The sequence below is a fragment of the Candidatus Dependentiae bacterium genome (assembly GCA_018897535.1).
GTDB lineage: Bacteria > Babelota > Babeliae > Babelales > UASB340 > UASB340.
Genome location: JAHIKO010000089.1, coordinates 1 through 2,403, shown reverse-complemented (window position 1 = coordinate 2,403; position 2,403 = coordinate 1). Strand labels below are relative to the sequence as shown.

Here is a 2,403-nt window from a genome sequence, read left to right as displayed (position 1 = left end):
CTCTCTTATTATACAAAACAGGCCGACGTCCTTGTTGTTGCAGCCGGCAGGCCCGGAACCGTAACCGGTGAAATGGTAAAAAAAGGTGCTGTGGTTATTGACGTGGGGACAAACAGGGTCCCTGATAAAGATAATCCGGGCAAAAACAGACTCGTTGGTGACGTAGTTTTTGATGAAGTGGCGGAGATCGCTTCAGCCATTACGCCGGTCCCGGGAGGAGTGGGGCCCATGACTATTACAATGCTCCTGGCCAATACGGTGAAAGCGTGTAAACTCCAGAACAATATTTCTAAGTAGGGTTTCCTGAAAAAGTCAGGCTGCCCGAAATTTCTTTAAAAAATACCATTTCTGAATCCTAAAACATCGATTAAAAAAATTGATTATGATATCCTTGAGTATCTTCTCAAGGTTCATCACCAATACGATGAGACTGATTGACGTCTCACTGGTTTCCCGCAGTTTCATCATAATTCTGGCAAGGCTATACCGTCTTTTCCCAGTCCCAAAACTTCCTTCTATCGCATTTCTCATGGCGCAGTCGGCACGTTCCTGCCGTTTGTCGGCCTGACGTTCCTTTCCGGGACGGCCAAGTTTTGGCCCTGACAACCGGATATTTCTATCTTTACAAAATGTGATATTGTCTCTATTCCGGTAAAGCTTGTCAGCAAGTACTGCCTCGGGATAACATCCCATCCGTTCTCGGTATCGCTCAATCTGCTTTTGCAATAACGTTGCTTCATTGACGTTGTCCCAGGAGATATCTTCCAAAACGTGATACCCATTGATTCGGGAGACCATTATCTTCGCCCCAAACTCAACTGCCGCAGATGCCTTCCCGCGAACAATAGGACGGACATGAGGCTGGGAAATATTTACAATCCGGTCACTCGTCGAATGAATATTTTTCTGATACATCTCCTGCTGCTGACGAAATATTTCCTGAATGACTAAAAGATTTTTATATAGCCGGGATGACAGGCTCTCAAGGTTTCCAAGGGTAACAACATGACCTAAATCCCGTTTAACATATTGCAATTGCTGTTTGATCGCCTTTCCGATCGCTTTTTGACTCGATTTCCGTTGCTTCGCCACTCGCAGGTAGGCCACTCTCGCCTTCTGTCGATATGTTCGTGGTTTTTGCGCAGTCCCTTTCAACGGTTCATACAGAGCATCGATAATCTCTTCCAGTTTCTCCCGTGATTTATTCAAAAGACTCAAATCAGTTGGATAGGCAATGTCTGACGGAGCAACGCTTGCGTCAACCATCATGATCCCTGAATTGAATTCTTCTTCATTCACAGAAATCTCTTTATCCTCGGTGTCATTCCTATCGTTGAAATCATCATGATCATCTTTCTTCAGTTTTCCGTTGATAATAACATCATTGATCCGCGCCATAATTTCCGGCGAAAGTCTCTTTCTGAAGTGAACCATCATCGACGGATTAAAAGGAACTTTATCCTGGTATTCATGAAAACCGATCAGATACTGAAGATATGGTGTTTCTCGAATCTGTTCCACCGTCTCTTCATCAGTTATATTTAAACGCTCCTTGATGATCAAGGCTCCCAGGGCCATGCGGAATGTCTTTGCCGGGGCTCCCATCCGATCGCTGAACAATCCCGCGTACTTTTCTTCAAGCTCATCCCAGGGAATTATTTTCGCCAGTTTTACCCACCGATTGTCGCTCTTGAGGTGCCCACCGAAGGGAAGATGAAAGTTTTCAAACTCAAGTTGCTCTTTGTCATTTCTTCTATACATTCGTTATTCCTGGTGCACGGGTTTTATCTGAAATCAGTCATTTGTTGTGCATTTGTATCATACGGAATCTATATAACAATTAATTTTTTCAGGACTTGCGACTTTTTCAGGAAGCCCTATTTAGCTTGTTGCCTTATGAATAAAACCAGGGCTCAGAGCTTCATTACATTTTAATTTTTTTCCAGGGCTCAGAGCCGTATTTTCCATTTTTTCATTAAAAAGCCTCTCTTAAACGTATAACAATCAATACAATATTTATAGGGAGGGAATCAATGTCTAATAAAAGAAGAATTACTACGCCAGGACTTACTCATCATGTCATGTCACGGTGCATTGAAAAAAAACCACTGATGAAAGCAATAAATATTAAAAAATTAGGCTATAAAGCCATCAATATGGCCCATAAAAAATATAATTACAAACTAATATCATTTACATTAATGGATAACCATTTTCATTTTATCATAGAAACTATTGAAGGTGAAGCTTCAATTTCTCGAATCATGCAGTATATCAAGGCCCGTGTTGCTGAAATGTACAATAAAATCATGAATAGAACCGGCCCATTCTGGAATGAGCGATTTAAGGATGTTATAATTGAGATGCAGACTAATCCTGTTTACTATTTTTTCTGGCTCATCT

At 41.7% G+C, this 2,403-nt stretch carries 3 protein-coding genes; 2 read left to right on the top strand and 1 reads right to left on the bottom strand.

Translation table 11 applies throughout. The features are described 5' to 3' along the window. Nucleotides 1–297: bifunctional 5,10-methylene-tetrahydrofolate dehydrogenase/5,10-methylene-tetrahydrofolate cyclohydrolase (locus tag KKE07_05215; GenBank protein MBU4270241.1), on the top strand; the 297-nt coding region annotated here is incomplete at its 5' end. 15 nt (nt 298–312) lie between these two features. Here the strand turns inward: KKE07_05215 and KKE07_05210 are convergent. Continuing rightward, nucleotides 313–1,761 (bottom strand): IS5 family transposase, encoded by a 1,449-nt coding sequence (locus KKE07_05210; protein MBU4270240.1) that lies wholly within the window; start codon nt 1,759–1,761, stop codon nt 313–315. Between the two features lie 272 nt (nt 1,762–2,033). Here KKE07_05210 and KKE07_05205 point away from each other — a divergent pair. Next, the coding region (locus KKE07_05205) for a transposase (GenBank protein MBU4270239.1) at nt 2,034–2,403 on the top strand (370 nt) is incomplete at its 3' end.